25 protein-coding genes are annotated in these 26556 nt (G+C 62.4%); 9 read left to right on the top strand and 16 right to left on the bottom strand.

Features of this window, described 5'->3' with window-relative positions; translation table 11 throughout:
* Positions 1–45 precede the first annotated feature (45 nt).
* A complete protein-coding gene (locus AC1DLV_RS08015; protein WP_476799032.1) occupies positions 46–1830 on the bottom strand; it encodes an acetolactate synthase 3 large subunit in 1785 nt (594 codons plus the stop codon).
* Between the two features lie 366 nt (positions 1831–2196).
* Here AC1DLV_RS08015 and AC1DLV_RS08010 point away from each other — a divergent pair, with 366 nt between their 5' ends.
* Complete coding sequence (locus AC1DLV_RS08010; RefSeq protein WP_476799031.1) at positions 2197–4020, top strand: ATP-binding protein; 1824 nt, start codon at positions 2197–2199, stop codon at positions 4018–4020.
* A gap of 65 nt (positions 4021–4085) precedes the next feature.
* On the opposite strand, the gene AC1DLV_RS08005 is transcribed toward AC1DLV_RS08010, so the two are convergent.
* The 6 genes from AC1DLV_RS08005 to miaA all read right to left on the bottom strand — a co-directional run bounded on the left by AC1DLV_RS08005 (position 4086) and on the right by miaA (position 8459).
* Entirely contained in the window at positions 4086–4397 is a 312-nt protein-coding gene (locus AC1DLV_RS08005) for a hypothetical protein (RefSeq protein ID WP_476799030.1), read from the bottom strand.
* A 140-nt stretch (positions 4398–4537) separates the two neighbouring features.
* Positions 4538–4801 carry a cell division topological specificity factor MinE gene (minE, locus tag AC1DLV_RS08000; protein WP_476799029.1) on the bottom strand — a complete coding sequence of 88 codons (264 nt, stop codon included), beginning with the start codon at positions 4799–4801 and terminating at the stop codon, positions 4538–4540.
* Entirely contained in the window at positions 4798–5613 is an 816-nt protein-coding gene (gene minD / locus AC1DLV_RS07995) for a septum site-determining protein MinD (protein WP_476799028.1), read from the bottom strand. Before minD ends, minE begins: the two co-directional genes overlap by 4 nt.
* A gap of 19 nt (positions 5614–5632) precedes the next feature.
* The gene (minC, locus tag AC1DLV_RS07990; RefSeq protein ID WP_476799027.1) at positions 5633–6340 is read right to left on the bottom strand and encodes a septum site-determining protein MinC; all 708 of its coding nucleotides are present in this window, start codon (positions 6338–6340) and stop codon (positions 5633–5635) included.
* A gap of 305 nt (positions 6341–6645) precedes the next feature.
* A complete protein-coding gene (locus AC1DLV_RS07985) occupies positions 6646–7437 on the bottom strand; it encodes a GGDEF domain-containing protein (RefSeq protein WP_476799026.1) in 792 nt (263 codons plus the stop codon).
* 74 nt (positions 7438–7511) lie between these two features.
* The gene (gene miaA, locus AC1DLV_RS07980) at positions 7512–8459 is read right to left on the bottom strand and encodes a tRNA (adenosine(37)-N6)-dimethylallyltransferase MiaA (RefSeq protein WP_476799246.1); all 948 of its coding nucleotides are present in this window, start codon (positions 8457–8459) and stop codon (positions 7512–7514) included.
* Between miaA and serB the strand changes: the two genes are divergently transcribed.
* Both serB and AC1DLV_RS07970 read left to right on the top strand, forming a co-directional pair.
* Positions 8449–9333: a phosphoserine phosphatase SerB gene (gene serB, locus AC1DLV_RS07975; RefSeq protein WP_476799025.1), complete on the top strand. Its 885-nt coding sequence runs from the start codon at positions 8449–8451 to the stop codon at positions 9331–9333. The two genes, miaA and serB, sit on opposite strands and share 11 nt — an antisense overlap.
* On the top strand, positions 9333–9905 hold the full coding sequence (locus AC1DLV_RS07970; protein WP_476799245.1) for a GNAT family N-acetyltransferase: 573 nt from the start codon (positions 9333–9335) through the stop codon (positions 9903–9905). Before serB ends, AC1DLV_RS07970 begins: the two co-directional genes overlap by 1 nt.
* Before the next feature lie 44 nt (positions 9906–9949).
* Here AC1DLV_RS07970 and AC1DLV_RS07965 read toward each other — a convergent pair whose 3' ends face one another.
* From AC1DLV_RS07965 to AC1DLV_RS07935, 7 genes are all read right to left on the bottom strand, one after another.
* Complete coding sequence (locus tag AC1DLV_RS07965; RefSeq protein ID WP_476799024.1) at positions 9950–11458, bottom strand: DegQ family serine endoprotease; 1509 nt, start codon at positions 11456–11458, stop codon at positions 9950–9952.
* 124 nt (positions 11459–11582) lie between these two features.
* On the bottom strand, positions 11583–11768 hold the full coding sequence (locus AC1DLV_RS07960) for a DUF2065 domain-containing protein (protein ID WP_476799023.1): 186 nt from the start codon (positions 11766–11768) through the stop codon (positions 11583–11585).
* Between the two features lie 3 nt (positions 11769–11771).
* Entirely contained in the window at positions 11772–12713 is a 942-nt protein-coding gene (gene hflC, locus AC1DLV_RS07955; RefSeq protein WP_476799022.1) for a protease modulator HflC, read from the bottom strand.
* Entirely contained in the window at positions 12713–13816 is a 1104-nt protein-coding gene (gene hflK / locus AC1DLV_RS07950; RefSeq protein WP_476799021.1) for an FtsH protease activity modulator HflK, read from the bottom strand. The genes hflC and hflK overlap by 1 nt, the downstream gene beginning before the upstream one ends.
* A 149-nt stretch (positions 13817–13965) precedes the next feature.
* Entirely contained in the window at positions 13966–14484 is a 519-nt protein-coding gene (locus tag AC1DLV_RS07945) for a dihydrofolate reductase (protein WP_476799020.1), read from the bottom strand.
* A gap of 42 nt (positions 14485–14526) precedes the next feature.
* A complete protein-coding gene (locus AC1DLV_RS07940; protein WP_476799244.1) occupies positions 14527–15534 on the bottom strand; it encodes a DUF4424 domain-containing protein in 1008 nt (335 codons plus the stop codon).
* A gap of 104 nt (positions 15535–15638) precedes the next feature.
* A complete protein-coding gene (locus tag AC1DLV_RS07935) occupies positions 15639–16076 on the bottom strand; it encodes an Lrp/AsnC family transcriptional regulator (RefSeq protein ID WP_109575434.1) in 438 nt (145 codons plus the stop codon).
* Between the two features lie 129 nt (positions 16077–16205).
* Between AC1DLV_RS07935 and rocF the strand changes: the two genes are divergently transcribed.
* Complete coding sequence (gene rocF / locus AC1DLV_RS07930; RefSeq protein ID WP_476799019.1) at positions 16206–17126, top strand: arginase; 921 nt, start codon at positions 16206–16208, stop codon at positions 17124–17126.
* Positions 17126–18178 (top strand): ornithine cyclodeaminase, encoded by a 1053-nt coding sequence (locus AC1DLV_RS07925; RefSeq protein ID WP_476799018.1) that lies wholly within the window; start codon positions 17126–17128, stop codon positions 18176–18178. Before rocF ends, AC1DLV_RS07925 begins: the two co-directional genes overlap by 1 nt.
* A gap of 4 nt (positions 18179–18182) precedes the next feature.
* Here the strand turns inward: AC1DLV_RS07925 and AC1DLV_RS07920 are convergent, their stop codons facing one another.
* Entirely contained in the window at positions 18183–19361 is a 1179-nt protein-coding gene (locus AC1DLV_RS07920) for an acetate/propionate family kinase (RefSeq protein WP_476799017.1), read from the bottom strand.
* Between the two features lie 5 nt (positions 19362–19366).
* Positions 19367–21754, bottom strand: coding sequence for a phosphoketolase family protein (locus AC1DLV_RS07915; RefSeq protein WP_476836141.1), 2388 nt, complete (start codon positions 21752–21754; stop codon positions 19367–19369).
* A gap of 213 nt (positions 21755–21967) precedes the next feature.
* Here AC1DLV_RS07915 and AC1DLV_RS07910 point away from each other — a divergent pair, with 213 nt between their 5' ends.
* The 4 genes from AC1DLV_RS07910 to AC1DLV_RS07895 are packed head-to-tail and all read left to right on the top strand — an operon-like array spanning position 21968 to position 26534.
* Positions 21968–22549 carry a hypothetical protein gene (locus tag AC1DLV_RS07910; protein ID WP_476799015.1) on the top strand — a complete coding sequence of 194 codons (582 nt, stop codon included), beginning with the start codon at positions 21968–21970 and terminating at the stop codon, positions 22547–22549.
* 1 nt (position 22550) lies between these two features.
* On the top strand, positions 22551–23213 hold the full coding sequence (locus tag AC1DLV_RS07905) for an ABC transporter ATP-binding protein (RefSeq protein WP_476799014.1): 663 nt from the start codon (positions 22551–22553) through the stop codon (positions 23211–23213).
* The gene (locus tag AC1DLV_RS07900) at positions 23206–23889 is read left to right on the top strand and encodes an ABC transporter ATP-binding protein (RefSeq protein WP_476799013.1); all 684 of its coding nucleotides are present in this window, start codon (positions 23206–23208) and stop codon (positions 23887–23889) included. The genes AC1DLV_RS07905 and AC1DLV_RS07900 overlap by 8 nt, the downstream gene beginning before the upstream one ends.
* Positions 23886–26534, top strand: a complete 2649-nt coding sequence (locus AC1DLV_RS07895) for an FtsX-like permease family protein (RefSeq protein ID WP_476799012.1) — start codon at positions 23886–23888, stop codon at positions 26532–26534. The genes AC1DLV_RS07900 and AC1DLV_RS07895 overlap by 4 nt, the downstream gene beginning before the upstream one ends.
* Positions 26535–26556 lie beyond the last annotated feature (22 nt).

The raw sequence follows: 26556 nt of genomic DNA, 5'->3' as shown, positions 1-26556 counted from the left end.
AACTCGTTGATTGTGCGGCCTTCCGTGAAGGCCGCACGCGATCCGTCACACCAATTCGCGGCCCTTGGCGTCGATGGCATTGGCTACCGCCTCGTCGGTCGCCTCGTCTGGCAGCAGCATCTCGTTGTGCGCCTTGCCCGAAGGGATCATCGGGAAGCAGTTGGCGAGCGTTGCCACGCGGCAGTCGAAGATGACCGGCTTCTTCACCGAAATCATTTCCTTGATCGCGTCATCGAGTTCGTCGGGCTTGTCGCAGCGGATACCGTGGCCACCATAGGCTTCGGCCAGCTTGACGAAATCGGGCATCGCCTCAGTGTAGGAGTGCGACAGCCGGTTGCCATGCAGCAGCTGCTGCCACTGGCGTACCATGCCCATGTACTGGTTGTTCAGGATGAAGATCTTGATCGGCGCGCCATACTGGATCGCCGTGCTCATCTCCTGGATGCACATCTGCACCGAGGCGTCGCCGGCAATGTCGATGACCAGCGATTCCGGGTGCGCGATCTGCACGCCCAGTGCCGCCGGCAGGCCATAGCCCATCGTGCCGAGGCCACCCGAGGTCATCCAGCGATTGGGCTTTTCGAAGCCATAGTGCTGGGCCGCCCACATCTGGTGCTGGCCGACCTCTGTCGTGATGTAGGTGTCGAGGCGCTTGGTCAGTTCATAGAGCCGCTGGATGGCGTATTGCGGCATGATCACATCGTGATTGTGCTTGTAGGCAAAGGAATCACGGGCCCGCCACTTGGCGATCTGCTCCCACCACGGGTAGAGCGCCTTCTTGTCGGCTTTGGCGGTCGCCCGCCACAGCCGCACCATGTCTTCCAGCACCCGGCCGACATCGCCCAGGATCGGCACGTCGGCGCGCACGTTCTTGTTGATCGACGACGGATCGATGTCGATGTGGATCTTCTTGGAGTTCGGCGAGAACGCGTTCAAACGGCCAGTGATGCGGTCGTCGAAACGCGCGCCGATGCAGACCATGACGTCGCAATCATGCATCGCCATGTTGGCTTCATAGCTGCCGTGCATGCCCAGCATGCCGAGCCAGTTCTTGCCCGATTTCGGATAGGCACCCAGTCCCATCAGCGTCGAGGTGATCGGAAAGCCGGTCAGGTCGACGAGTTCGCGCAGCAACTGGCTTGCCTCGGGACCCGAATTGACGACGCCACCGCCGGAATAGATGATCGGGCGCTTGGCGGTCGCCATCAGCGCCACCGCTTCCTTGATCTTCTCCAGATCGCCCTGGACCTTGGGCTGGTAGGAGGTGCGCGGCGCGGTCTGCGGAGGCGTGTAGATACCCTTGGCGAACTGCACGTCCTTGGGGATGTCGACAACCACGGGACCGGGACGGCCGGTGGTGGCAACATGGAACGCCTCATGCAGGATGCGAGCCAGGTCGTTGACGTCCTTCACCAGCCAGTTGTGCTTGGTGCACGGCCGGGTGATGCCAATGGTGTCGCATTCCTGGAAGGCGTCCGAGCCGATCAGCGACGTCGGCACCTGGCCGGTGATGCAGACCAGCGGGATCGAATCCATCAGCGCGTCCTGCAGCGGCGTCACCGCATTGGTGGCACCGGGGCCCGAGGTCACCAGCATCACGCCGGGCTTGCCGGTCGAGCGTGCGTAACCTTCGGCCGCATGGCCAGCGCCCTGCTCGTGGCGCACCAGAATGTGCTGGACGTCGTCCTGCTGGAACAGCTCGTCATAGATCGGAAGGACGGCGCCGCCGGGGTAGCCGAAGAGGTGCTTGACGCCATTGTCCTTCAGCGCCTGCACCACCATCTCGGCGCCGGTCATTTCGCGTCGTCCGCTGTCACTATGTCCGCTCATCGGTCCGTCCCGTCTTTCCTTCGCCGTTCTCGGCGGTTGCTGCTCGTTTAGTCCTGTTTCGGGCAATAAAAAAGGCCCCCGAGGGAGCCTTCACATTTGCGCATGGGGGGATTTCGCCCGGCGGTTACACCGCCTTGCCCACGCGCAATCCTACTACGAGAATGAGTGTCTTATTCATGGCGCGGACGTTAATGCGCAAGAAGGCGCCCTGTCAACCAGAGCTGAACAAATTTTCCGCAACGTCACCCTGTTGGCTGATAGATCAAATTGGAAGGTTCCTCTTAACCGCGCCTAAACCATCCGCCATCACCCCACTTTAACCGCCCTGCGCTAGATTTAGCCAAGGGGATTGGGGGGATGAAGCCGATGTACATGGAACGTCAGGCCGCTGGTGGCGAGACCACTCCGCAGGAGCGGCGCGATCCCAAGCAGGACGAAGCCCGTATCCTTGGCAATGTCGTGCAGTGCGACGGCGCCCGTGCCGTCATCAGCGCCTATGCCGAGACCGGCGGCCCAGACACCATCGGTCTATGGACCGTCGGGCGCATGATCTGCATCAATCTCGGCGAAACGCGAACCATTGGGCTTGTCTATTCCATTGCCAAGTCGGACCGATCCTGGAGCAGCCAGGGCGACAACCCGATCGAGGTCCACGTCGAGCTGATCGGCGAAGTCCGCGACGCCGGCCGCGACAAGCGCCCGACCTTCGACCGCGGCATCACCGTCTATCCCCATATTGGCGCTGTCGCCCACCGCATCCGCACCCGCGACCTTCAGGCGGTCTACGACCTGGCCGGCCGCCGCACCGTCACCATCGGGCAATTGTCGCAGGACGATAGCATCGACGCTTGCATAGCCATCGATGAGACGCTGGCCCGCCACTTCGCCGTTGTCGGCACCACCGGCGTCGGCAAGTCGACAGCCGTCTCGCTGTTGCTGCGCAAGGCGATCGCTGCGCGGCCCGATCTGCGCGTGCTGATCATGGACCCGCACAACGAATTTGCGGCCTCGCTGCCCGAATATTGCGTCAAGGTCGATTCCAACTCGCTCGACCTGCCGTTCTGGCTGTTTCGCCTCGAAGAGTTCGCCGAGGTGCTGTTTCGCGGTCGCGAGACCGACGCCGAGGAAATCGACGTGCTGCGCGACCTGATCCCAGTCGCCAAGAACCTCTATCGCAGCCCGCAAGGCGGCGCCTTCCTGCGCCGTGGCGTCGATGCGCTCACGGCTGATACGCCGGTGCCCTACCGTATGGCAGATCTGATCAAGCAGATCGACGACCGCATGGGCATGCTCGAATCTAAGAACGAGCGGCCGATCCTGAAATCGCTCCGCACCCGCATCGAATCCGCCCTGGCCGACCCGCGCTACCGCTTCATGTTCCATTCCAGGCTCATCGAAGACACCATCCACGAAACAATCGGCAACATCTTCCGCGTGCCGACCCATGGTCGCCCGGTCACCTGCTTCGAAATGGCAGGCATGCCCTCGGAAGTCGTCAATTCTGTCTGTTCGGTGCTCGCCCGCCTCGCCTTCGACCTCGCTTTGTGGAGCGAAGGTCGTCTCAAGCTGCTTCTGCTTTGCGAGGAAGCGCACCGCTACATGCCCGCCGATCATCGGCTCGGTTTCGCACCGACCCGGCATGCGCTCTCGCGCATCGCCAAGGAAGGCCGCAAATATGGCTGCTATCTCGGCGTCGTCACCCAGCGCCCTGGCGAACTCGACCCGACCATCCTGTCGCAGTGCTCGACGGTGTTCGCCATGCGGCTTGCCAACGAGCAGGACCAGGCAATCATCCGCTCGGCCATCGCCGACTCCTCGGCCTCGACCTTGTCGTTCCTGTCGTCGATGGGCCAGCGCGAGGCCATCGCCTTTGGCGAAGGCGTCGCCACCACCATGCGGCTGAAATTCGAAAAACTATCGAGCGAACTCATCCCCGGCACGGGCAAGCGGGCCACCGACGCGCCGCTGGGCAATGGCGACGATGTCGATCTGGTCGCGGTGGTCGAGCGTCTGCGCAATGTGCCGAGGCCCCAGGCTGCGGCACTTGGCTTTGCCGAGGTGGTCGACGCCCAGCGCCAGGCAGGCGACACCGACTACCGCAAGCCGCCGGCCAAACCGCTGCCCGACGATGATTTCGACACACGCTTCGGCCTGCGCCCCTCGACCTTCGGCAGGTCAGCCAGCGACTGAGGCCCTGCGAAAACCGTACCGTTATGGCGGTTTGAGATTGAGCTCAGTCCGGCATCACCTGCATCTCAGATGCCGGAACCGTCCAGCTGTTCTTCGTCCTCACCTTCCCAAGGTGTGGGCATCGAGGTTGAATTCTTGCTTAGATTGGCCTTTGGCAGCGGCATCCAGCACTTCAGTTCCGGGTCAGCATAGCCAATCACGCAACCCGGATAGGAGTCGGCCGCGCGCCAGCCTTCGATGCCGAACGCGTCGTGCCTGGCCCAATAGGCCACGTCGACTTCGGCCGGGCCCTGCTCGGACGGGCGCACCGTCACAAGGATCCTGCTGCCATCCTTTGGCGCGCTGGCCATCTGGCGCCACCGGTCAGGCTCGTCCATCGCTTCTTCCTCCGCACGTCAGCCGGCCGCCGCACAAATTGCGGCGCCCGTTGCCAGTGTTGCTGCGTTGGAGAAATACGTCCAGCGGCAAGTTCGCCGGCAGACTTACTTTGGTCTTGTGCGCCGCAGCTGCGGCCTCGTCACAACCCGGCTGAGGCACCTGCATTGGGGATGTGGATGTCGATCTCCAACGTCGATGTCGTTGCGCCGCGATCCATGGTGATACGCACGTCATCCTGATTGACCTGAATGTGCTTGGCGATCACGGCCATGATCTCCTCGCGCAACACGGCGACGAGATCGGGCTGGTTGCGATTGTTGCGCTCGTAGGCCAGCAGAAGCTGCAAGCGCTCGCGCGCCACGGGTGCACTGCCGCGACGTTTGAAAAAGTCGAACAGGTTCATGCTACCCTCCTTCCCAGAAGCCGATTGAGCAGGCCTCTTTTCTCGACCGGCAGGGCCACCGGCAAGTCTTCGCCCAGCAGTCTTCTTGCCGCGTCGATATAGGCGCGCGCAGCAGCGTTGGTGGGCTCGTTGAGCGTCACCGGCGAGCCGACATTGGACGCGCGCAGAACCGCCTGGTTCTCCGGAATGATACCCAAAAGCGGCGTCGACAGAATCTCCAGAACGTCATCAATGCTCAGCATTTCGCCGCGCGCGGCGCGCGCCGCGTCGTAGCGGGTGACGAGAATGTGCTTGATGACGTTCTCGCCCTGCTCGGCCTTCAATGTCCTGGAGTCGAGCAAGCCGATGATGCGATCGGCATCGCGGACCGAACTCACCTCAGGATTGGTGACGATGACCGCCTCATCGGCAAAGCGCATGGCAAGTTGCGCGCCGCGCTCGATGCCGGCCGGGCTGTCGCACAGCACGTAGTCGAACTTTTCACGCAGCTTTCCGATCACCTGGGCAACGCCCTCCTCGGTCAAGGCGTCCTTGTCGCGCGTTTGCGACGCGGGCAGCAGGAAAAGTGTCTCCAGGCGTTTGTCACGGATCAAAGCCTGTGAAAGCTTGGCCACCCCTTGCGTCACATTGACGAGATCGAACACAACACGCCGTTCGGCGCCCATGACCAGATCGAGATTGCGCAAGCCAACGTCGAAGTCGATGAGGGCAACCCTCTTGCCGGTCTGGGCCAGAGCTGCTCCCAGGGCGGCAGTCGAGGTTGTTTTCCCAACGCCTCCCTTGCCCGATGTGACGACCACTACCTTGGCCATGTTTTGATCTCCAATATTGTCAGTTGAGAGCCGCGACCACAACGACGCCGTCTTCCAGGAAGGCTTGTATCGGCATGCCGCGCGAGGATGTTTCCATGTCTTCGGCTGTGCGGTACCAGCCGTCCACCGCCAAAAGCTCCGCCTCGTTCTTCCGGCAGAAAATGCGTGCCTTACGGTTTCCCCAGGCGCCAGCGAAGGCGCGCCCGCGCAAGGCGCCATAGACGTGAATTGACCCGCCCGCCATGATTTCGGAACCGGAGCCAGCCGAGCCAAGCACGATCACATCTCCGTCGGGGTGATAGATTGACTGGCCCGAGCGGATCGGCGCTTCGACGATCAGCGTGGTGGATGCCGGCGGCTTTTCAGGCTTGGCCGGCGAGGCAGCCTCAGCAGGCGTTTCCTCGATGACCGCCTCTCTGGCACCGATGAGCAATGGCGGCAGATCGGAACCCAGGGCATCGATGCTTTTGTTTTCGATTGCGTAGATTCGTATGCCGCGCTCGGTGAGTAGCGACACGAGGTCTGCAATGTCACCCAGCTCCGGCTTGAGCACGTTCAGGTCGAGCACGACCGGGCGGCCTGCGAAGAACCCCGGAGAATTCTCGATCCAGCCATCCAGGCTTTGCAGCCACTCTCCCAAGGGGGCCTCCGGCACCAGCGCGAAGGCGACGAATGAGCGCGCGCGAAAGCGTATGGACTTCTTTTGGTCGACGGCGTCGCTGTTCACGGGGGAAGGTCCTTGCGAGGTGAATCGCGGGTGTAGGCGATGGTGAACAAAACGTAAATCGCATTTCGTGCACGCGCAGCGCCTCGCCTCGGCAGGTTTTCATCCCTTGTTGCCCGGCCGCAACGGCAGGAACTTCAGCACCGCAAGGGCCTGAAGCGCGCCCGGTCTGTCTCAGGTCGCGGGTCGAATCTTAGCTGTGGAAAATATCTCGGACGTCCAGCGGCAAGGTCGAGCGAGAGCCTGCATTCCGAGCAATTGTGCAGGTTTTCACCGGAATTCTTGCGTAGATGATTCCCATCGGGAATTCAGGCACAGACGCGGTTGCGGCCCTGTCGCTTGGCTTCGTAGAGCTGCTTGTCGGCGCGGCGATAAAACTCTTCGGCGGTCTCTTCCTTGTCCCACAAGGCCAGGCCGACGCTCGAGGTGACGTTAAGCTGGACACCGCTCGTCTCGATGGAAAGGGCTGCAATCGCCTTGCGCATCCTGTCGGCAACACGCTGCAACAGCTCGATATCCATGTTAGGCACGACGACGGCGAATTCTTCGCCACCCAGCCGCGCCACTACGTCGTGATATCTGGTCATGCTCTTCAGGCATTTGGCGACAGACCGCAGCACCTCATCGCCGGCATCGTGGCCGTAGGTGTCGTTGACCAGCTTGAAATGGTCGAGGTCGAGGATCATCAGCCCGACGGGCCTGTCGATACGGCGAAATTCGTGCAGGTATTCCTTCAGCGCGTCGTCGAAATAGCGCCGGTTCTGCATCCCGGTCAGCCCATCGGTAAGTGCCGCCTGTTCGAGATTGCGCGAACGCGCGCTCAGCGAAGCCGTCATTTCGCGCAGCTCGCCGCCTTCCTTTACCTGCGTGCGTATCTGCGGAAAGATGAAAAACAGCCCATACACCAGCGTACCGGTCAAAAGCAGCGCGATTGTCAGCAGCAGTGTCTGGAGGGTTTCGATACTCTCCACGCGCCCAGGCATATACAGCACGTCGGCCGGACCTTCGACCAACGTCCAGGCATAGAAAATCGCCAGCGCTGCGGTCAAAATCAGCGCGATGAACACGAAGAACGCGGTTTCAGCCCGGTGAAAGCGCATGGCACCCCTGATGAACCCCAGTGAGCTTTATGCCATGCCGCGCCTTACGGAGGGTTAATCGTTACCAGCACTTCCTATGCATCGGCCGCACTTGATGCTCCTCCGGCCTCGCCGCCGATGCGGCGCCATTCCGCCCCGAACTGGTTGCGGAACCACGTCGACTGCCGCTTGGAGTATTGACGCGTTGCGATCTTTGCCCGCTCGATAGCCTCGTCGAAGCTCATCTCTCCGGCCATGGCGCCAGCCAGCTCACGCACGCCGATCGCCTTCATCGCCGGCAGTTCCGGAGCGAGCCGCATGGCGGTGATCGCCTTCACCTCGTCCAGCGCGCCAAGCTCGATCATCTTGTCGAAACGCGCATCGATACGCTTGATCAGCAATTCGCGCTCGGGCTCGATGACGATGAATCGCGCCGTGGCGAGGTCGATCATCGGGTGCCCCTTGTCGGCCTGCCATTTCAGGATAGAGCGGCCCGAGGCCTCCAGCACCTCCAGCGCACGCACGATGCGCTGTCCGTCGCTGGCCTTGAGCCGCATGGCCACCGCGCTATCCACATTCATCAGCAACCGGTGCAGCCTGGGTGCGCCCTCCTCATTGAGCCGCCAGCGCCAGCGATCGCGGATTTCGGTGGGAATTTCAGGCATTTCCGAAATGCCTTCGGCCAGGGCCCGAAAATAGAGCCCGGTCCCGCCGACGAAGATCGGCGGCTTTTCGACAAACAACCCACTGTCGGCCAGCACCGCCACGTCGCGCAGCCAGCTGCCCGTCGAATAGGCTGTCGCCGGCGACACATGGCCGTAGAGAAAGTGGCGCGCGCGCGCCAGATCGTCGGCGCCTGGCCGTGCCGTCAGCACATTGAGCACGCTGTAGACCTGCATCGAATCGGCATTGACGATCACCCCGCCGTCGCGCTCGGCAAGGCGCAGCGCCAGCGCCGACTTGCCGCTGGCGGTCGGCCCGGCTATCAGGGTCGCGTTCTTGATGCGCCCCTCGCTTGTTCCGGAATTTTCGATGCCGCTGATTGCCACGCTGATTTCCCATCCGGACCGCGCTCTGCTGGTGCCGTCCCTTGCCGATAAGGCCTCTCGCGCCCTTGGTGCAAGCGGCTTTGTTTGGCTGGACGAGGCCATTGCCTGCGACATCGCTCTGCCCGCCGGACTTTTGGCCGACGATGCGCACGCCGCGCTCACTTCCGCCCTTGCCAGCGAAGCCATCGATTTCGCTATCCAGGACAACGCGAAGCGTAGGAAAAAGATCCTGATCGCCGACATGGATTCGACCATGATCGACCAGGAATGTATCGACGAACTCGCCGACGAGATCGGCGTCAAGGATCGCGTCGCCGACATCACCGCACGCTCGATGAATGGCGAGATCGCCTTCGAGCCAGCCCTACGCGAGCGTGTGGCGCTTCTCGCCGGTCTCGACGCCTCGGTCATCGACCGCATCATCGATATCAGGCTGACCCTTGCCTCGGGCGGCAAGACGCTGGTCGCCACGATGAAGGTGCATGGCGCCTACACGGCCTTGGTCTCCGGCGGCTTCGACGTCTTCACCTCGCGCATCGCCAAGATGTTCGGCTTCGACGAAAACCGCGCCAATCACCTGATCGAGGCTAACGGCCGCCTCACCGGCAAGGTTTCCGAGCCGATCCTCGGGCGCGCGGCCAAGGCCGATGCGCTGAACGAGATTTCCGCACGCCTCGGCCTCACCCCGGACGATGCCATTGCAGTCGGCGATGGCGCCAACGACCTCGACATGATCCGCCTTGCAGGCTCTGGCGTCGCCCTTCACGCCAAACCGTCAGTGGCAGCGCAAGCGAAGATCCGCATCGACAACTCCGACCTCACCGCCCTGCTTTACCTCCAGGGCTACAGCCGCGCCGAGTTCGCATGATGAAAGAGATCCGCACCGAACGCCTGATTTTGCGAAACTGGGAAGAACGCGATCGCGCGCTCTTCCACCGCATCAATTCGGACGCGCAGGTGATGGAGTTCTTCGGCATGCGCCGCAGCCGAGCGGAGAGCGACGCGCTGTTCGACAAGCTTCGCGGCAACATCGACCGCGACGGCTTCGGCTTTACCGCAGCCGAGATTGCCGCCACCGGCGAATGCATCGGCTTCGTCGGCATCAACCGCACCGACCTGGCGCCCTTTATCCCCCATGGCACGATGGAGATCGGCTGGCGGCTCGCACCCGAATTCTGGGGCAAGGGCTACGTCACCGAGGCGTCCGAGGCCTTGCTCGCCTATTGCTTCGAGACGTTGAACCTCGATGAGGTCGTCTCCTTTGCGGTTTCAAACAACCATCGCTCAACCGCCGTCATGCAGCGCCTCGGCATGCGCCACGATGCAGCGGGCGACTTCGACCATCCGCGCGTGCCCGACACGCACCCCGAACTCAAGCGCCACGTGCTCTACCGGCTGTCGCAAGCCGAATGGCTGAAACGGAAAAAGGCGGCCAGGTAGCCGCCTTTTTCTATTTCTTCAAAGACTTGTCCGAGTTTCCGGACTCAGTCCATGCGGAGCGTTACGAACCGCAGCTCACCGGTCTTGGACGCCAGCATCAGCAACGCGTTCTTGCGGCCCTGTTCCTTGAGCGCAGCGATACGGTCCATCACCTCTTTCGGCATCGTCACCGATTCCTGGGCGATTTCGGTAATCACCTCGCCGGCAACGATACCGCGCTCGGCTGCGGCCGAATCTTTGGCGACTGACGTCACCACGACACCGGATACTTCGGCGGCAATGCCAAACTTGGCGCGCGTGTCGTCGTTGAGCTCGCCGATGGTCATGCCGAGCACGCTGGTCGGCGCAACCACGGCACCCTTGTCGGCACCTTCTGCCGGCTTGGTGGCTTCACCTTCGGCAAGCTTCTCGCCATCCTCGAGCCGGCCGAGCGTCACCTTGACTGTCTGCTCGACGCCCTTGCGCACGATCACCACATCGACAGCCTTGCCAACCGGGCTTTCGGCAACCACACGCGGCAGGTCACGCATTTCGACGATGTCCTTGCCGTCGAACTTGATCACCACGTCACCAGGCAGGATTTGTCCCTTGTCGACCGGCCCACCCTTGATGATGCCGGCAATCAGCGCGCCCTTGGCGGTAGCCATGCCGAGGCTTTCGGCGATATCGTCGGTCACCGGCTGGATGCGCACGCCAAGCCAGCCACGGCGCGTCTCGCCGAATTGCTTGAGCTGATCGACAACGCCGGCGGCGATCTCGGATGGAATGGAAAAACCGATACCGATCGAGCCGCCCGACGGCGAAATGATCGCCGTGTTGATGCCGATCACCTCGCCATACATGTTGAACAGCGGCCCGCCCGAATTGCCGCGATTGATCGCGGCGTCGGTCTGGATGAAATCGTCATATGGGCCTGAATTGATGTCGCGATTGCGCGCCGACACGATGCCCAGGGTCACCGTACCGCCGAGGCCGAACGGGTTGCCGATCGCCATCACCCAGTCGCCGATCCGCATCTTGTTGGAATCGCCGAACTTCACCGCCGTCAGCTTCTTGGCCTTCGGATCGATCTTCAGCACCGCGATATCGGTCTTGGTGTCGGTGCCGATCAGCGTGGCTTTCAGCTTCGAGCCGTCGGAAAAATTCACCTCGATCTCGTCGGCGTCGGCAATGACGTGGTTGTTGGTGACAACGATGCCCTGCTCGGCATCGACGATGAAGCCGGATCCGAGCGATTGCACCTTCTGCGAGCCGCCATTGTCCTGGCCTCCGCGGTTCTTGAAGAACTCATCGAAGAAATCCTGGAACGGCGAGCCTTCCGGCAGTTGCGGCATCGGAACGGCGTTCTCTCCCTCTCCGCCCTTCACCGTCTGCGACGTCGAAATGTTAACGACCGCGCCAAGCAGGCCCTCGGCGAGGTTGGCGACCGATTCCGGCCCTTGCGCCAAGGCAGGCGTAACGGAGGATGGCACGACTATGGCGCCAATCATCAGCGCCGTGGTGGCGGCCAGAGAGGCCTTTCGCATGGCGCGCAAAAGGGGCGTGGAAATCATCAGGGAAGCCTCCCAGGGCTGTCTTGTCATTGATCGCGCCGGGCCGTCCGAACGCGAAGCGTCATGATGAAAACAAATAAGGCCTGTTTGCGGCCAATGCTACCGGCACGGCATAATTCATCCGTTATCCCCGGATGAGCCAGACGACGCCGACACCGATAACGATCGCGGCAAGGCCCACAGTCCTGAGCAGGGCCTCTGGCATTTCAGTCACCTGCGCCGCCAACTTCTTGGCGGCGGAGGGAAAGCCGCCATAGACCAGACCCTCGAAAACGAGAACCAGGCCTATGGCGACGATAAAGTCCTGCACTGCTTAGTTGCTGGTGCTGGGGGCTGCGACGCCGGCCGAGGGGGCTGGCGTTGCGTTGGCTGCCGGCGCTTTGCCGCTGTCGCGGAAGTAGCGGAAGAACTCCGATTCCGGCGACAGCACCATTGTCGTGCCGTCGGCATTCAATGCCGCGCCGTAAGCGTTCATCGACCGGTAGAAGTCGAAGAACTCGGGATCGCGGTTGAAGGCGTCGGCGAACACGGCGGAGCGCTGGGCTTCGCCTTCACCGCGCAGGATTTCCGATTCCTTTTGCGCTTCGGCGACGGTCTCGACCACTTCGCGGTCGGCACGGGCGCGGATGCGCTGTGCTGCTTCGCGGCCGCGTGCCCTCAGCCTTTCGGCCTCGGCCAGACGTTCTGCCTTCATGCGGTCGTAGGTCTGCTGCGACACCTCGGCGGTCAGATCCGTACGGCGGATGCGGACATCCTGGATCTCGAGGCCAAGCGATGTCGCGTCAGGCTGCAACTGATCGCGAACCTCGCGCATCATTGCCGCACGCTCTTCCGAGAGCGCCGCTTCAAAGCCGCGCACACCGTAGACACGGCGCAAGGCCGCATCGAAGCGTGTACGAAGGCGCTGTTCGGCCAGTTCCACGCTACCCGACACGGTCTGTCGGAACTTGCGGGCATCGTTGATGCGATAGGCGATGAAGGCATCGACATCGTAGAACTTGCCGCCCGAGACCTGAACGCGAATGTCGTCGAGGTCGAGCCGCATGACGCGGTCCTCAATGACCTGCACGTTGTCGGCCTCGAACATCGAGAACGGCGCCTTGAAGTAGATGCCGGGCTCGGTTTTGACGTCGACGATTTCGCCGAAGCGCAGCACGATGACCTGCTGGCGTTCATTGACCACGAAGATCGACGACCAGATCAGAATCAGGACGATTACGGCGAAGACGCCGATAATGGGGAGACGATTTGACATTACTTGCCTCCCGCCGCTGCCGGAGCGCGCTTCTGCAGTTCAGGTAGCGGCAGATAGGGCACCACGCCCTGCCCGTTGCCTTGCTCGACGATCACCTTGTTGGAGCCCTGAAGCACCTTTTCCATGGTCTCGAGATAGAGGCGCTTGCGGGTCACGTCAGGCGCTTTGGCATATTCGTCATAGACCGAGACGAAGCGCTGGGCCTCACCTTCGGCTTCCTGGACAACGCGGTTCTTGTAGGCTGCCGCGTCTTCGCGGATCTGAGCCGCTTCACCGCGAGCCTGGCCGAGCTTCTGGTTGGAATACTGATTGGATTCCTCAACGAAGCGGTCTTCGTCCTGTTCGGCACGCTGCACTTCATCGAATGCATCGGCCACTTCGCGCGGCGGTGCTGCGTCCTCGATCGAAATCGCGTTGACCGAAAGGCCAGCGCCATAGTCGTCAAGCGTCGCCTGGATGATGTCGCGCACGCCTGAAGCGATACCCTGGCGGTCGTCGCGGAAGATGTCCTGCGCCGGCCGGCGCCCGACCACTTCGCGCATCGCGCTTTCGGCGATCTGGCGAACCATGATGTCGGGTTCGGAGACGTTGAACAGATAGGCTTCCGGGTTGGAGACCTGATAGGCGACGGAGAATTTCACGTCGACGATGTTCTGGTCGCCCGAAAGCATCAGGCCCGACGACGTGTTGCCGCGAACTTCACCGATGTCGACAAGCTTTTCAGCCGTGTTGACCTTCTCGACAGTCTCGATCGGCCACCAATGGAAGTGCAGGCCTGGCTGCGACAGTTCCTGCTTGGGCTTGCCGAAACGCAGTTCAACGGCGAGTTCGTCAGGCTGCACGGTGTAGATCGACTGGAACGCCCAGAACGCGATCAATCCGGCGCCGATCAGTCCAAACAGCACGGCGCTCGAGCCGCCGCCGCCCGGAAGCGCGCGCTTGAGCTTGTCTTGGCCCCGGCGAATGATGTCTTCGAGATCGGGAGGAGAACCCTGCGGTCCGCTTGGTCGCGGCCCCTGCCCCCATGGGCCACCGCCGCCTCCGCCACCGCTGCCGCCGCCCCATGGGCCGCCGCCGCCTCCATTTTGATTGTTCCAGGGCATGAATGTCCTTTCAACTACGAAACAATGGCGGCCGCGCCTGAGACGGCCGCTTAATTACTGACACCATCTATAGTGATGCGAGCAAGCGCTTTCAACGCGACGGCCCGTAAGTGCCTCTGATTTCACTACATATGTATGAAGCCGCACTCTCAATGCACCTCGCGGCGCTTTTCGTAAACTGTGTAGCGTGTCGCATGGCTGTCTTTCTCGCCGGCGGGGAAGTCTTGCGAGCGCACGACAGCCCAGATGTTCGGCTCGATCGCGGGAAAGCGTGTGTCGCCATCTGGACTGGCCAGCACGTGGGTGACGTGCAGCCGATCCGCCAGCGGCAGGGCCTGGCGGTAGATTTCGCCGCCGCCGATCACGCAGATTTCATTGACGCCGGGCATGCAGCGTCCCTTGGCGGTCGCCAAAGTGATGGCGTCCTCGACCGATTGCACGGTTTCCGCACCATCGATTCGGTAGCTTGGATCGCGGCTCACGACGATGTTGAGCCGGCCGGGCAAAGGCTTGCCAATACTCTCATAGGTCTTGCGTCCCATGATGATCGGCTTGCCCATGGTGTCGGCCTTGAAGCGCTTGAGATCGCTCGACAGCTTCCACGGCAGGCCGTTGTCGCGCCCGATCACGCCGTTTTCGGCAATCGCCACATAGATCGCAACGTCCATCAGCCGCCCTTCCTGTTCCGGACGAATCTCCCGCCCGGCCTGTTACCTCTGGGCATCGTAAGGCTGCAGGATCAGAATATCGACATCACGCTCTGGATAATAATCTTCGGCGGTCATCTCGAAGGTCGTTGGGCCCGTCTTCTTCACATCAGTGCCGCAGAAGCTGACGATATTGACCGGATTGCCCTTGTCGATGGTCAGCTTGAATTTGCCGATGGTGCCTAGTGCCCAGTTGCCGCCGGTCGTCAGCACATATGAAACCCTGCTCTCGCTATAGGGTGGATAGCCGTCGGCGGACGTTTTTGCCGCCTTCGTCACCGCCCGCTCGAACCCCTGATCGAAGCAATATTTGGCTTTGTAGTCATCGTATTCGCCCTGGAATTTGCCATCCGTGAAGAAGCTGACGCCAGCCGTCCCGCCGACGCTCGGCTTGTAGCTATGCACCACCTTCACTGGCTTTCCCTGGGGAAACGTCGCCTTCCACCAATAGGCCGAGCGCAGCTTCCAGATCGGCTCGCGCACGCTTTTCATGCCCGAGCCTTCGTCATATTCGCTGACGGTGATGATGCCGCGGTTCTGCCAGTCGTCGGCAATCTCGGGCTTGAGCTTTTCCAGTGCCTTGTACGTCGCCTCGCCGAACGGCAAGAACGGCACGCCATTGGCCTCGAGATCCGCCGAGATATCCACCTCCGCTGCGAACGCTTTGTGCTGGAGTTCCGGCTTCACATCCTTGCCATCGATGGAAACCGAAAAACCAAGGAAATTGTCGCTGGTTTCGTCGGGGACACCCGTCATCCAATCCGGGCTGCCCTCGATGTCGGGCATCGGAAACGCCACGACCGTCTCGATGTCCTTGTCCGAATTGTTGCGGAAGACATAGTCGACCTTGACCTTGTCCATCGAGATGAACAGGTCCTCGGTTTCCATCGCGATCTGGTCGGTGCGGCCGAGGATCAGCCCGCCGGTGCCGAGTTCGGCTGTCGAGTCATTGGCGGATGCAGGTACCGCCACGAATAGCCCCACGGCGATAAGCCCGGACCGCACGCACATCACGCCACACCCCGACATTCGCCCTCTCCTCCAAGATCGATGCGCGCAAACTTATTTTGCCGAGGCAGCGCAGTCCAGATCGAGAAACTGCCATTGCCGGCTTGTTACAGCTTGGCCTTGGTGCTGCGTGGCGTGGCCAGCAAAATGCTGGTCTCGCTCCCGGTAATTCCGGGGATAAGCCTGATCCGGCGCAACACGGCGTCGAAATCCGTCAGCGTCGACGTTCCCAGTTCGACCACGAGATCCCAGCGCCCGTTGGTCGTGTGGATTTGCGACACCTCGGAGAAACCACCCAACGCGCGGATCACGCGATCGGAAACGTGACCTTCGATCTCGATCAGCATGATGCCGCGGACAGCCTGGCCGACGGCCTCGGCGCGCAGGATGACGGTATAACCGATAATGTCGCCGGACTTCTCCAAACGCTCCATGCGCGTGCGCACCGTGGCGCGCGAAACGCCCAGATCAACCGCCAGATCGGAGATGCTGCGCCGCCCCTGATGGCGGAGCAGTGTCACCAGCCTTTTGTCCAAATCGTCCATCTTGGTTCCATTTTGCTCAATATGGCCTTCATATTGCACAATTCTCATATCAGATGTGTCACTTCAAGCGCTTCAATTTGCCAGGCCAGGGCTGTTCAATGCGCGTTCATTTCACATGGACGGCAACGAATGCACTGCAAGATTTTGGGCGCACCGGTTCAGGACGGAGCCGGCCGCATGGGCTGCGAGATGGGGCCAAGCGCCCTGCGTACTGCGGGTCTCGCCGCGGCACTGACCGAACTGGGCCATAGCCTGACCGATCTGGGCACGGTGGTTCCCCAGCCTGTGCAGGTCGCCGAACACAACAACCAGGCGCTGAAATCGCTGCCGGCGATCGCCGCCTGGACGGCAGCCATCGCCGAAGCTGCCTATGCCGCAAGTGCCGATGGCATGCCCATTTTCTTGGGCGGCGATCACAGCATCAGCGCCGGCACGCTTTCCGGCGTGGCGCTGCGCGCCGCCGAACGAGGCCGGCCGCTTTTCGTGCTCTGGCTCGACGCGCATCCGGATTTCCATACGCTCGACACAACGGCAAGCGGCCATCTGCATGGCGTGCCACTCGCCTATGCCAGCGGCCTTCCGGGGTTTGACGGCTATTTCCCCACCCTTTCTGCCAAGGTCGACCCCAAGCGCATCTGCACGCTTGGCATCCGCAGCGTCGACCCCGCCGAGCGCCAGGCGCTGATGCAGGCGGGCGTCACCGTTCATGACATGCGCACGATCGATGAATATGGCCTCGCGCCGCTGCTGCGGGCTTTCCTCGAACGCGTCGCGGCGGAAAACGGACTGCTGCATGTCAGCCTCGACGTCGATTTCCTCGACCCCTCGATCGCGCCTGCCGTCGGCACCACAGTGCCGGGCGGCGCCACATTCCGCGAAGCGCATCTGGCGATGGAGATGCTGCATGACAGCGGTCTCGTCTCCAGCCTCGATCTCGTCGAACTCAATCCCTTCCTCGACGAACGCGGGCGCACCGCAAGCCTGATGGTCGACCTCACGGCGTCGCTGATGGGCCGCCGCATCATGGACCGCCCGACAAGGAGCTTCTGATGACTATTCCTAACCTCAACATCGTACCCTTTGTCAGCGTCGACAACATGATGAAGCTGGTTCTGGAAATCGGCGTCGACCGTTTCCTCACCGAGCTCGCAAGCTATATCGAAGAGGATTTCAAGCGCTGGGAGCTGTTCGACAAGACGCCCCGCCTTGCCTCGCACAGCCACGACGGCGTCATCGAGCTGATGCCGACCAGCGACGGCCAACTCTATGGCTTCAAATATGTCAACGGCCACCCCAAGAACACGCGCCAGGGCCGCCAGACCGTAACCGCCTTCGGCGTGCTCGCCGATGTCGGCTCGGGCTACCCGATGCTGCTGACCGAGATGACCATCCTGACCGCCTTGCGCACCGCCGCGACCTCGGCGGTCGCGGCAAAATATCTGGCGCCGAAAGGCTCCGACACCATGGCGATCATCGGCAACGGCGCCCAGTCGGAATTCCAGGCATTGGCCTTCAAGGCGCTGCTCGGCGTAAACAAGCTGCGGCTTTACGACATCGACATCGAGGCAAGCCGCAAATGCGCTGGCAATCTCGACGGGCTCGGCTTCGAGATCACCATCTGCAAAACCGGCCAGGAAGCTGTGGAAGGATCGCAGATCATCACCACCGTCACTGCCGACAAGCAGAATGCGACGATCCTCACTGACAACATGGTCGGATCAGGCGTTCACATCAATGCCGTCGGCGGCGATTGCCCCGGCAAGACGGAACTGCACAGCGACATCCTTTTGCGTTCTGAAATCGTCGTCGAGTACCCGCCGCAAACACGCATTGAAGGCGAGATCCAGCAGCTCGACGCCGACCACCCGGTCATCGAACTTTGGCAGGTGATCACCGGGCAGACGGCGGGCCGCAAGGACGAACGGCAGATCACGCTGTTTGATTCGGTCGGTTTCGCGATCGAGGACTTCTCGGCGCTGCGTTATGTCCGCGACCAGCTTCGCACCACCAAGCGCTATGAAGAACTCGACCTGCTTGCCGACCCGGACGAGCCTCGCGACCTGTTCGGCATGCTGCTGCGGCACCAAAAAACGCTGGCGTAAGCGGCTAGCCTGCCCCCATCTCACAGACCAGCGCGCTGGTTTGGCGGGCGATCGTCATCTCCTCATTGGTGGCGATCACCCGGACCTCGATCTTGCTCTCGGCCTGGCTGATGAGATCGCCTGTCTTCGATGGATCAAGCCTCACGCCCAGCCAGCCGAGACGATCGCAGATCGCTTTTCTTATTTCCCCGGCGTGCTCACCGACACCGCCGGTGAAGACCAGAAGCTCAATACCCTCAAGCGTATTGGCCATCGCCGCGATATTGCGTGTGACACTGAAGACAAACAGGTCGAGCGCTTCGGCAGCACGCGGATCGTCGCTGGCAAGCAGTATGCGTGTGTCTCCTGAAATGCCTGATACACCGAGCAAGCCGGAGCGACGGTAGAGCAACTGCTCGACTTCAGTGACCGACAGTCCCAAGGCCTGCTGAAGATACAGGACAATGCCCGGATCGATCGCCCCGGATCGCGTAGCCATCATCAGCCCGTCGAGTGCTGTGAAGCCCATGGTCGTATCCCGGCTTTTGCCGTCGACCATCGCACACAGGCTGCAGCCGCTGCCCAGATGCGCGACGACGGTCTTTTTCGCCAGCAGCTCCGGTGCGATTTCGCTGAGTTGGCGAGCAATGAACTCGTAAGACAGGCCGTGAAAGCCGTAGCGCCGCAATCCCATTTCTTCATATTCACGAGGAATGGCATAGCGGCTGGCCGGTGGAGCGAGCGTGCTGTGGAATGCCGTGTCGAAACAGCCGATCTGCAATAAGTCCGGCCGCAGCTCGGCCAACGCCCTGACCGGTCCCAGACTCGCCGGCTGATGCAGGGGCGCAATTGGCGTCAACGCGTCCAGCGCCGCGATGACCTCATTCGTCAGATGAACGGGGGCTGTGAAGCGGCTGCCGCCATGCACGATACGATGCCCAACCGCTTCGATCTGCCCGCCGCCGAGCACCGGATCTAGAAAACCGAAAAGCTCGCCCAGCAATGCGCCCGTCGACCTGTCGCGCACGCTCAACGGCCGGTCGGCAAGAACGCCTCCACCTGCGTCCTTGGCCGAAAAGCGCGGCGTGTCGGCCAAGCCATCAAAGACGCCCCGCATAAGAGGCGCGACCTCGCTGTTCGACACGGCCTTGAACACACCGAACTTGAGGCTGGACGAGCCAGCATTGAGAGCCAGAATGACCATCGGCACTAGTTGCGCCAAGCCCAGTCGCGCACTTCGGGCATGTCTTCGCCATGCTCGCGCACGAACCGCCAGTGTTCGGCCAGCTTGTCTTCGAAGCGGCGCTTGGCTTTCGCACCGTCAGCTCCCAGATCACCGATCCTGTCGATCGCCTCGATGGCGAGATGATAACGGTCCATCTCGTTGATCACCGCCATGTCGAACGGGGTGGTCGTCGTTCCCTCCTCCTTGAACCCGCGAACGTGGAAATTGTCGTGGTTGTGGCGCCGGTAAGTCAGGCGATGGATAAGGTATGGATAGCCGTGATAGGCGAAAATCACGGGTCTGTTGCGTGTGAACAAGGCGTCGAACGCATCGTCTGTCAGGCCGTGCGGATGCTCGCTGTCCGGCTGCAACGTCATCAGGTCGACGACATTGACGACGCGTATCCGCAGTTTGGGCAGCGCGCTCCGAAGCAGATCCACCGCCGCCAGCGTTTCAAGTGTCGGCACGTCGCCAGCGCAGGCCATGATCACATCAGGCTGGCCCTCGCCGCGCTCGCTGCCCGCCCAATGCCATATGCCGGCGCCCGCCTCGCAATGGGATATCGCGTCGGGCATAGCAAGCCATTGCGGCTGCGGCTGCTTGCCGGCAACGATGACGTTGATGCGGTCATAGGTGCGCAGGCAGTGATCGGTGACCCAAAGCAGCGTGTTCGCATCCGGCGGCAGATAGATGCGCACGATGTCCGCCTTCTTGTTGGCGACCAGATCGACAAAGCCCGGATCCTGATGGCTGAAGCCGTTGTGATCCTGCCGCCAGACATGGGAAGTCAAAAGATAGTTCAGCGAAGCGACCGGCCGCCGCCAAGCCAGCCCACGCGAAACCTTGAGCCATTTGGCGTGCTGGTTGAACATCGAGTCGACGATGTGGATGAAGGCCTCGTAGCAGGAAAAGAAGCCGTGCCGCCCGGTCAGCAGATAACCTTCCAGCCATCCCTGGCAAAGGTTCTCGCTCAGCACCTCCATCACCCGGCCGTCATGTGCCAGATGTTCGTCATAAGGCTCGATGCCTTCCATCCACACCCGGTCGGTCACATCGAAGACATCGTCGAGACGGTTGGAGGCGGTTTCATCGGGGCCCATCAGCCTGAAATTGCGGCTGTCGGCGTTGAGCACCATCACCTGTCGCAGCAGGCGCCCCATCGCGCGCGTTGCTTCTGAGGTTACGCCGCCAGGAGCGGTAACCTCGACGCCAAGCGAGCGAAAATCCGGAAGCACGAGATCGCGCTTGAGCAAGCCGCCATTGGCGTGCGGGTTGGCACCCATCCGGCGCTTGCCCTTTGGCGACAGCGCCTGCAGGTCCTCGTGCAACTGGCCCGCTTCGTCGAACAGCTTTTCGGGCCTGTAGCTGTGCATCCACTCTTCGAGCAACTTGAGGTGACCGGCATCTTTTCGCGGGTCGGTGATCGGCACCTGGTGCGCGCGCCAGAAGCCTTCGACCTTCTTGCCGTCTACTTCCTTGGGTCCAGTCCAGCCCTTGGGGCTGCGCAGGACGATCATCGGCCAGTGCGGCCGATCGGAATTGCCGGCACCTCGCGCCCTCGCCTGAATCTCGGTGATCCGCTTGAGCGCGAAATCGAGCGTCGCCGCCATCTGGCGATGCATGTCTTCGGGATCTTCGCCTTCGACGAACAGTGGCTCATGGCCATAGCCGCGCAGCAGGCTGTCCAGCTCCGACTTCTCCATCCGCGCCAGGATCGTCGGGTTGGCGATCTTGTAGCCGTTGAGATGCAGGATCGGCAGCACAGCACCGTCATGCACCGGGTTCAGGAACTTGTTCGAGTGCCAGGATGCCGCGAGTGTTCCGGTTTCAGCTTCGCCATCGCCAATGACACAGGCAACGACGAGATCGGGATTGTCGAAGGCCGCGCCAAAGGCGTGAACGAGGGCATAGCCGAGTTCACCGCCCTCATGGATGGAGCCAGGCGTCTCGGGGGCCGCGTGGCTGGGAATACCGCCGGGAAAGGAGAACTGGCGGAAAAGCTTGCGTATCCCGTCGATATCGCGGCCGATCTCTGGATAAATTTCGCTGTAGCTGCCTTCGAGATAGGTATTGGCGACCATGCCGGGTCCACCGTGACCGGGGCCGCAGACATAGATCATGTCGAGGTCGCGCGCTTTGATGACCCGGTTGAGATGGGCATAGATGAAGTTGAGGCCGGGTGTCGTGCCCCAATGTCCCAGCAGTCTGGGCTTGATGTGCTCGGCCTTCAGCGGCTCGCGCAGCAACGGATTGTCGAGCAAATAGATCTGGCCGACCGAGAGATAGTTCGCTGCCTGCCAATAACGATGAATCAACTCCAGTTCTTTGGCTTCGATCGCGTCTTGTCCGTGGCTCGGAGCAGCTTGTCCCATTGGAGTCCCCTTACATGCATTCGGAGGTCGTAAGACGAATTTCCCGAACGATAGGGCATCGACGGCAAGGCGTCATGTCAATTGTCCCGCCGTGGCTCGCCATCTCCCGGCAACCTTACGAAAGCGTATTGCACCCGCGAAGCGCTGGTAATCTGCCGATGTCATCTTGTCTTGGGCGGTGGCCGCCGTCGAAGTGCAAGGAGAACTCTCGACATGATTCGGACCGCAATCCTGTCGAGCCTGCTTGCCTCGTTTACGACGACGGCGGCCTGCACCCTCGCCGCCATGCCCTTGGCCGTGGCCGCCGAAAAGCCGGTCCAGGCCGAGAAGAACCCGCCGGGCGACATTCCAGACACCCAGGTCTTCATCGATTACGCATCCAAGGATGGTTACACGCTCAAGGTGCCCGAGGGCTGGGCGCGAACCGACTTGCCGGACGGCGCACGTTTCGTCGACAAGCTCGACGGTGTCGTGGTCACACTGTCCGACGCAGGCGTGCCACCGACTGTCGACAGTGTGCGCACGGATTATCTGCCGCAGCTGCAAAAGCAGGAACGTGCCGTCAAGATCGACGCCGTCAAGGCGGTCAAGCTGCCTGCGGGCAATGCCATCCGCATCGCCTACAGCTCCAACTCCGAACCCAACCAGGTGACTTCCAAGCAGGTCCGCCTCGAAAACCAGCGTTTTCTCTATTTCAGGGACGCCAAGCTCGTGTCGCTCGAGCTTTATGCACCGCTCGGTGCCGACAATGTCGACCAATGGAAGCTGATGTCGGAATCGTTTCAGTGGCGCTGAGATGAGCGTCCTTGCCGCACACGAACTCTATCGCTTCTACCATGTCGGCAACGATGAGACCGCAGCCCTTCGCGGGGTCAGCCTTTTCCTGTCCCCCGGCGAGATGGTTTCGATTGTCGGCCCGTCGGGCAGCGGAAAATCCACGCTTCTGGCCTGCCTGACAGGTCTCGACGAGCCTGACGGTGGCTACGTCATGATCGGCGAGCAGCGCCTGACGCGCCGGCCGGAGGCCGAGCGGGCGACCATCAGGGCGGCGAATTTCGGCATCCTGCTGCAGTCAGGCAATCTCTTCCAGCACCTGACGGTCGGCGAAAACATCTGGCTGTCGATGCTTCTGGCCGGCAAGACGGACCTGCGGCGGCTCGACGAACTGTTGCAGGCTGTCGGGCTTTCCCAGCGTGCGCGAAACTACCCGTCACAACTCTCCGGCGGCGAAACCGCGCGTGCGGGCCTTGCGGCGGCACTTGCCGCCGACCCGCCAGTGCTGATCGCCGACGAGCCGACGGCCGAGATCGACAGGGACGCCGAAGAGCGCTTGCTCGAGCATTTCGAGGCCAGGCGGGTTGCGGGCAAGGCAACGCTGATAGCCACCCACAGCACAGCACTTGCGGCGCGCGCCGACCGCATCATCCATCTTGCCGACGGGCGCATCGACAATGGTTGAGCCGCTCGTCGTCACCTCAGGCATCTCCAGAAGCTTCGCCGACGGCGCGCATGACAAGCTCGTAGTTCTTTACGACATCAACTGCCGCATAGATGCGGGCGACCGCATCGCGCTTGTCGGTGCCTCTGGCAGCGGCAAGACCACGCTGCTGCACCTCTTGGGTGGGCTCGACGCACCTTCGGCCGGTGCGATCATGTGGCCTGCGCTCGGCACACGCGCCACGCTGCGCCCAGGCAAGGTGTCCTTCGTGTTCCAGACGCCCAGCCTGTTTCCGGCACTGACGGTTTTGCAGAATGTCGGCCTGCCGCTCGTCCTGATGGAGAGCAACGACGATGTCGACGCTAAGGCGGCAGCGGTCCTCGAACGGTTCGAGCTGTCGGAGCTTGCCCAAAAGCTGCCCGAAGAGCTTTCCGGCGGCCAGGCCCAGCGGGTCGCCATGGCGCGCGCGCTGGTTAGCGGCCCACGCCTCGTGCTTGCCGACGAGCCGACAGGCCAGCTCGACAGTGCCACAGCACAGCATTTCATCGATCTCACCATCGGCTTCATCCGCAACACCGGTGCTGCTCTCGTCATTGCGACCCATGACGAGGCGGTGGCGGAACGGATGAGCCTGCGCTGGGAGATAGATCGCGGCAGGGTTTCCCACTCCACCGAGCCGCAACGGAGGCGCGCGTGAACCGCCTCTGGCTCTTCGGCCTCCTGCGCCGGCATTTCGGACGCCTTTTGGGCGCGGCGGCAGGCATCGCGGTAGCCGTCGCGCTGCTTGCCGCTCTGTCGACGTTCCTCGCCCAAAGCAGCAGTTCGATGACGCGCCGCGCGGCATCTGGCGTACCGATCGACTGGCAGGTCGAGGCGGTGCCTGGCGCCGATCTCGCCTCGATCCGCGACGCTGTCGGCAAGTCCGCCGCTGTCTCTGCCATGAGGCAGGTGCTTTATGCCGGCACGGACGGGCTCGAAGCCAGCTCCGGCGGAACGGTCCAAACGACCGGCCCCGGCAAGGTGATCGCCTTCGACGAAGGCTATCTCACGGATTTTCCGCAAGAGGTTCGACTGCTCTCGGGCAGTGCTGACGGCGTGTTGGCAGCCCAGCAGACCGCAGCCAACCTGCATGTCGCCCCCGGCGACATGATCACCATCAAGCGGGTGGCGCTGCCGCCGGTCACCGTCAGGCTCGATGGCGTGATCGAATTGCCCGATGCCGACGCGCTGTTTCAGGGGGTGGGACTGCCGCCCCAGGCAGCTCCGCAGGCGCCGCCGGACAATGTGCTCATCCTGCCCGTCACTGAGTGGCAGCGGATATTTGCGCCGCAGCAGGCCGCGCGGCCCGATACGACGCGCACGCAGCTTCACATCAGGCTGGACCATGGCCACCTGCCCGCGAGGCCGGCCGACGCCTGGACCATGGTGACGGGTGCCGCCCGAAACCTCGAAGCAGCTGTTGCCGGGCAAGCGCTGGTCGCCAACAACCTTGGCGCCCGCCTTGATGCGGTACGCGGCGATTCGCTGTACGCGGCGGTGCTGTTCTTGTTTCTCGGCGTGCCGGGCGTGGCCCTTGCCTGCCTGCTGACCTTCGCGATTGCCTCGACCGGCGCGGGTCACCGCCGGGCCGAACAGGCCCTGCTCAGGGTCCGTGGCGCAAGCATGCGCCGCATCCTGCTGCTGACTTCGGCTGAAGCGCTTCTGGTCGCAGGCGTCGGCATAACGCTCGGCCTGGTCATGGCGCAGCTTTTCGCGCGGCTGCGCTTTGGCGGGGATGCCCGGCTTGGTGTCGAAGCACTTGGGCTGTCGGTTGCTGTCGGCCTCCTGCTCGCACTCGCTGCCTTCCTCTATCCAGCTTGGCGCGACAGCCGCAGCCTGAGCGTCACTGCCTCGCGGCGCACCATCAGCCGCGCCGGCGCGCCGCTGTGGAAACGCCTTTGGCTCGACGTCGTGTTGCTTTTGGGCGCGATGGCCTTTTTCTGGCAGTCAGCCAGCACGGGCTACCAGGTCGTGCTGGCGCCCGAGGGCGTCGCCGCGACTTCGGTCGACTACAACGCCTTCATCGCGCCTGCCCTGTTCTGGATCGGTTCGGCGCTGCTGGCGATCCGCATCTCGGCGCGGATCATCGGCAGCAACGGCACGGTGCTGAAACTTCTGATTCGACCCGTGGCGGGCAGGCTGTCGAGCGTCGTTGCGGCCGCTCTGTCGCATCAGTCTCGGCGGATCACCCATGGCATCGCCATGACCGCGCTCGCAGTCTCGTTTGCGGTGTCGACGGCGGTCTTCAACACCACCTACAACGCCCAGGCCCGCGTCGACGCCGAACTGACAAATGGTTCCGATGTCACAGTCTTCGGCACCGCCACCCACCCGGCCGGAACCAGGCTGACACAACTCGCCGCCCTGCCCGATGTGGTGGCGGCAGCGCCGATGCAGCACCGCTTCGCCTATGTCGGAGCCGACCTGCAAGATTTCTACGGCATCGACCCGGTGGCAATCGGTGACGCGACCGATTTCCCTGACGCCTACTTCGCCGGCGGCAAGGCCGCCAATGTACTGGCCACCCTTGCCGAAACGCCAAACGGCGTGCTGGTGTCGCAAGAAACCGTGCAGGATTTCCAGCTCTCCGTCGGCGACACCATCAATCTGAGACTGATGAACATTGCCGACCACCAGTATCATCCAGTTCCGTTCACATTCATCGGTGTGACGCGCGAGTTCCCGACCGCGCCGAAGGACTCATTCCTCGTCGCCAATGCCGCCTACATCGCCAGGATGACCGGCGCGGACACCAGCGAATATGTGCTGATGCGGGCAAAAGGCGATCCGGCGGCCCTCGCCCACGCCGCCTCGGCGGCGCTCGCCGACGATCCGGCGTTGCAGGTCAAGGATGTCGGTTCGGCCGCCCATATCATCGGCTCCAGCCTGACGGCTGTCGATCTGTCCGGCCTCACCGCGATCGAGCTCGCTTTCGCGCTTGGCATGGCGGTCGCGGCTGCCGGCTTGATGCTCGGGCTGGGCTTCCTCGACCGGCGTCGCAGTTTCGCAATCCTCACGGCAATCGGAGCAAAACCGCGCCAGCTCGCGGCATTCCTGTGGGGCGAAGGCCTGCTGGTGGCCGTGGGCGGACTTGTCTTCGGCCTGCTCTCAGGCCTGACCATGGCCTGGATGCTGGTCAAGCTGCTGACTGGCGTGTTCGACCCCGCACCGGATGCCTTGGCAATCCCGGCAAGCTATCTGGCATTGGTGCTGGTGCTATTGCTGGCATCGATTGCCGCGGCCGTTCTGTTGACCCGCAACGTCGGCCAGGTCAAGGCGGCGGAGCTGCTGCGCGACCTCTAATCGTGTCAGACCGCAATCGTGC

This window comes from Aminobacter sp. 01T433 (assembly GCF_056398585.1).
This window is presented reverse-complemented; position numbering and strand designations above follow the sequence as displayed.

What these genes read in the sequence shown, in the direction of transcription:
- AC1DLV_RS07970 (WP_476799245.1), top strand. Translation starts at nt 9,333, where the DNA reads ATGAAAGAGATCCGCACCGAACGCCTGATTTTGCGAAACTGGGAAGAA.
- hflK (WP_476799021.1), bottom strand. Translation starts at nt 13,816, where the DNA reads ATGCCCTGGAACAATCAAAATGGAGGCGGCGGCGGCCCATGGGGCGGC.
- AC1DLV_RS07945 (WP_476799020.1), bottom strand. Translation starts at nt 14,484, where the DNA reads ATGGACGTTGCGATCTATGTGGCGATTGCCGAAAACGGCGTGATCGGG.
- AC1DLV_RS07965 (WP_476799024.1), bottom strand. Translation starts at nt 11,458, where the DNA reads ATGATTTCCACGCCCCTTTTGCGCGCCATGCGAAAGGCCTCTCTGGCC.
- AC1DLV_RS07920 (WP_476799017.1), bottom strand. Translation starts at nt 19,361, where the DNA reads ATGGTCATTCTGGCTCTCAATGCTGGCTCGTCCAGCCTCAAGTTCGGT.
- minD (WP_476799028.1), bottom strand. Translation starts at nt 5,613, where the DNA reads ATGGCCAAGGTAGTGGTCGTCACATCGGGCAAGGGAGGCGTTGGGAAA.
- minE (WP_476799029.1), bottom strand. Translation starts at nt 4,801, where the DNA reads ATGAACCTGTTCGACTTTTTCAAACGTCGCGGCAGTGCACCCGTGGCG.
- AC1DLV_RS07925 (WP_476799018.1), top strand. Translation starts at nt 17,126, where the DNA reads ATGACTATTCCTAACCTCAACATCGTACCCTTTGTCAGCGTCGACAAC.
- AC1DLV_RS08005 (WP_476799030.1), bottom strand. Translation starts at nt 4,397, where the DNA reads ATGGACGAGCCTGACCGGTGGCGCCAGATGGCCAGCGCGCCAAAGGAT.
- AC1DLV_RS07940 (WP_476799244.1), bottom strand. Translation starts at nt 15,534, where the DNA reads ATGTGCGTGCGGTCCGGGCTTATCGCCGTGGGGCTATTCGTGGCGGTA.
- rocF (WP_476799019.1), top strand. Translation starts at nt 16,206, where the DNA reads ATGCACTGCAAGATTTTGGGCGCACCGGTTCAGGACGGAGCCGGCCGC.
- AC1DLV_RS07900 (WP_476799013.1), top strand. Translation starts at nt 23,206, where the DNA reads ATGGTTGAGCCGCTCGTCGTCACCTCAGGCATCTCCAGAAGCTTCGCC.
- hflC (WP_476799022.1), bottom strand. Translation starts at nt 12,713, where the DNA reads ATGTCAAATCGTCTCCCCATTATCGGCGTCTTCGCCGTAATCGTCCTG.
- AC1DLV_RS07910 (WP_476799015.1), top strand. Translation starts at nt 21,968, where the DNA reads ATGATTCGGACCGCAATCCTGTCGAGCCTGCTTGCCTCGTTTACGACG.
- AC1DLV_RS08015 (WP_476799032.1), bottom strand. Translation starts at nt 1,830, where the DNA reads ATGAGCGGACATAGTGACAGCGGACGACGCGAAATGACCGGCGCCGAG.
- AC1DLV_RS07915 (WP_476836141.1), bottom strand. Translation starts at nt 21,754, where the DNA reads ATGGGACAAGCTGCTCCGAGCCACGGACAAGACGCGATCGAAGCCAAA.
- AC1DLV_RS07985 (WP_476799026.1), bottom strand. Translation starts at nt 7,437, where the DNA reads ATGCGCTTTCACCGGGCTGAAACCGCGTTCTTCGTGTTCATCGCGCTG.
- AC1DLV_RS08010 (WP_476799031.1), top strand. Translation starts at nt 2,197, where the DNA reads ATGTACATGGAACGTCAGGCCGCTGGTGGCGAGACCACTCCGCAGGAG.
- AC1DLV_RS07905 (WP_476799014.1), top strand. Translation starts at nt 22,551, where the DNA reads ATGAGCGTCCTTGCCGCACACGAACTCTATCGCTTCTACCATGTCGGC.
- serB (WP_476799025.1), top strand. Translation starts at nt 8,449, where the DNA reads ATGCCGCTGATTGCCACGCTGATTTCCCATCCGGACCGCGCTCTGCTG.
- AC1DLV_RS07935 (WP_109575434.1), bottom strand. Translation starts at nt 16,076, where the DNA reads ATGGACGATTTGGACAAAAGGCTGGTGACACTGCTCCGCCATCAGGGG.